At 49.3% G+C, this 3,046-nt stretch carries 1 rRNA gene; it reads right to left on the bottom strand.

The annotated features are described in order from the left end of the window. Positions 1-2,698: ribosomal RNA gene (locus tag ACYQ5K_RS07565) — 23S ribosomal RNA — on the bottom strand; the annotation flags it as partial. Between the last annotated feature and the right edge of the window lie 348 nt (positions 2,699-3,046).

Raw genomic sequence — 3,046 nt, 5'->3', positions numbered from 1 at the left:
ATCTACCTTGTCGTCTTCAAGGGGTCTTACTACTTACGTAGGGATATCTCATCTTGAGGGGGGCTTCACGCTTAGATGCCTTCAGCGTTTATCCCTTCCTGACTTGGCTACTCTGCCATGCTCCTGGCGGAACAACAGATACACCAGCGGTCAGTCCAGCCCGGTCCTCTCGTACTAAGGCCAGCTCCTCTCAAATATCCTACGCCCACGCCGGATAGGGACCGAACTGTCTCACGACGTTCTGAACCCAGCTCGCGTACCGCTTTAATGGGCGAACAGCCCAACCCTTGGGACCTACTTCAGCCCCAGGATGCGATGAGCCGACATCGAGGTGCCAAACCACTCCGTCGATGTGAACTCTTGGGAGTGATAAGCCTGTTATCCCCAGGGTAGCTTTTATCCGTTGAGCGATGGCAATCCCACTTTATACCACCGGATCACTAAGTCCTACTTTCGTACCTGCTCCACCCGTCGGTGTCGCAGTCAAGCTCCCTTCTGCCTTTGCACTCTTCGAATGGTTTCCAACCATTCTGAGGGAACCTTTGAGCGCCTCCGATACCCTTTCGGAGGCGACCGCCCCAGTCAAACTCCCCACCTGACATTGTCCCCCAGCCGGGTCACGGCTGCTGGTTAGAAATCCAATACTGCAAGGGTGGTATCCCAACAGCGGCTCTGCATCAACTGGCGTCAATGCTTCTTCGCCTCCCACCTATCCTGTACATACAATATCGAATCCCAGTATCAAGCTGGAGTAAAGCTCCATGGGGTCTTTCCGTCCTGGCGCAGGTAACCAGCATCTTCACTGGTATTTCAATTTCACCGGGTGCATTGTTGAGACAGTGCCCAAATCATTACGCCTTTCGTGCGGGTCGGAACTTACCCGACAAGGAATTTCGCTACCTTAGGACCGTTATAGTTACGGCCGCCGTTTACTGGGGCTTAAGTTCAAAGCTTCGCTTACGCTAACCTCTCCCCTTAACCTTCCAGCACCGGGCAGGCGTCAGCCCATATACTTCACCTTACGGTTTTGCATAGACCTGTGTTTTTGCTAAACAGTTGCTTGGGCCAATTCTCTGCGGCCAGCTCTCACTGGCACTCCTTCTCCCGAAGTTACGGAGTCATTTTGCCGAGTTCCTTAACAATGCTTCTCCCGTCGGCCTTAGGATTCTCTCCTCACCTACCTGTGTCGGTTTACGGTACGGGTACAGTACAAACAATAGCGGCTTTTCTTGGCAGCTGGCTCACACATTTCCCTACTTCAGTTCGGTATGCATCACGTCTTCGGATTGTCACGCGGATTTGCCAACGCGACTCCTACCTCGCTTGCCACGGGATTCCATTCCCGCTAGTGCTCTCCCTCTGCGTCCCCACAGTTCTGTTATACTGCAGTACAGGAATTTCAACCTGTTGTCCATCGGCTACGTCTTTCGACCTCACCTTAGGCCCCGACTTACCCAGAGCAGATCAGCTTTACTCTGGAAACCTTGGGTATTCGGCCGGAAGGATTCTCACCTTCCTCTCGCTACTCATTCCGGCATTCTCTCTTCTTAAAAGTCCACAGCTCCTTACGGTACTGCTTCTTCCCTCTAAGAATGCTCCTCTACCAATTAACTAGGTTAATTCCTGAGCTTCGGTAGTGTGTTTCAGCCCCGGACATTTTCGGCGCAGGACCTCTCGACCAGTGAGCTATTACGCACTCTTTTAATGTATGGCTGCTTCTAAGCCAACATCCTGGTTGTCTTTGAAATCCCACATCCTTTTCCACTTAACACACATTTTGGGACCTTAGCTGCAGGTCTGGGCTCTTTCCCTTTTGACTACCCAACTTATCTCGTGTAGTCTGACTCCCATGAATCATCTTACTGGCATTCGGAGTTTGATATCCTTTGGTAAGCTTTGACGCCCCCGCGGGAATTCAGTGCTCTACCTCCAAAAGACTCTCATGAGGCTAGCCCTAAAGCTATTTCGAGGAGAACCAGCTATCTCCGGGTTCGATTGGAATTTCTCCCCTATCCACACCTCATCCCCACCCTTTTCAACGGATGTGGGTTCGGACCTCCATTGCCTTTTACGGCAACTTCATCCTGGACATGGATAGATCACCCGGTTTCGGGTCTACTCCATCTGACTTAACGCCCTGTTAAGACTTGTTTTCACTTCGGCTCCATTCCTTAAGAACTTAACCTCGCCAGATGGCGTAACTCGCCGGACCGTTCTACAAAAAGTACGCGGTTCATCATTTATAGATGTTCCACAGCTTGTAAACACAGGGTTTCAGGTTCTTTTTCACTCCCCTCCCGGGGTCCTTTTCACCTTTCCTTCACAGTACTATGCGCTATCGGTCACTAAGNNCTTTCCCAAAACCATTCTGCTAAACTTGTCAGATCAATTATGCGGTCCGAACCCCGGAATGCACGCATTCCGGTTTGGGCTCTTCCGTTTTCGCTCGCCGCTACTCACAGAATCACTTGTTGTTTTCTCTTCCTCCGGCTACTTAGATGTTTCAGTTCACCGGGTTCCCTTCCATACGTTATGGATTGGCGTATGGATGACTGGAGTCTGTCCAGCCGGGTTTCCCCATTCAGATATCTCCGGATCAATGGATATTTGCTCCTCCCCGAAGCTTTTCGCAGCTTATCACGTCTTTCATCGGCTCTTAGTGCCAAGGCATCCACCCTGCGCTCTTTCTAGCATAACCAACTTCCTTCTCTCACGGGAATGAGATCAGGTTACACATGCATAGCGTTGCATGCGTTGGTATTTCAGGTCGTTTTTTTACTTCGTTTTCTCGAAGATGTAAGTTAATCATCACCTCTTGGCAATGATCACCTCGGATGTCTTTCTCTATTTGAGAATTGATTTATTTTTGTATGCAGTTTTCAAAGTACATGTCTGACTGAAGTTTATCAGTCATCAGAAACTAAAATATTTTTTAATCTCTGATCACTGGTAAAGATCAATTCATTTCTTTTTTCATATTGAAGTTCGCTTCTCTTCGTTCAGCGAACGACCTAAAAATCTAAATTCATTTGCCTTCGGCAATCTT

This window comes from Allocoprococcus similis, from assembly GCF_054660775.1.
The sequence above is the reverse complement of the archived record's forward strand: the minus strand, read 5'-3'. Positions and strand labels throughout refer to the sequence as shown.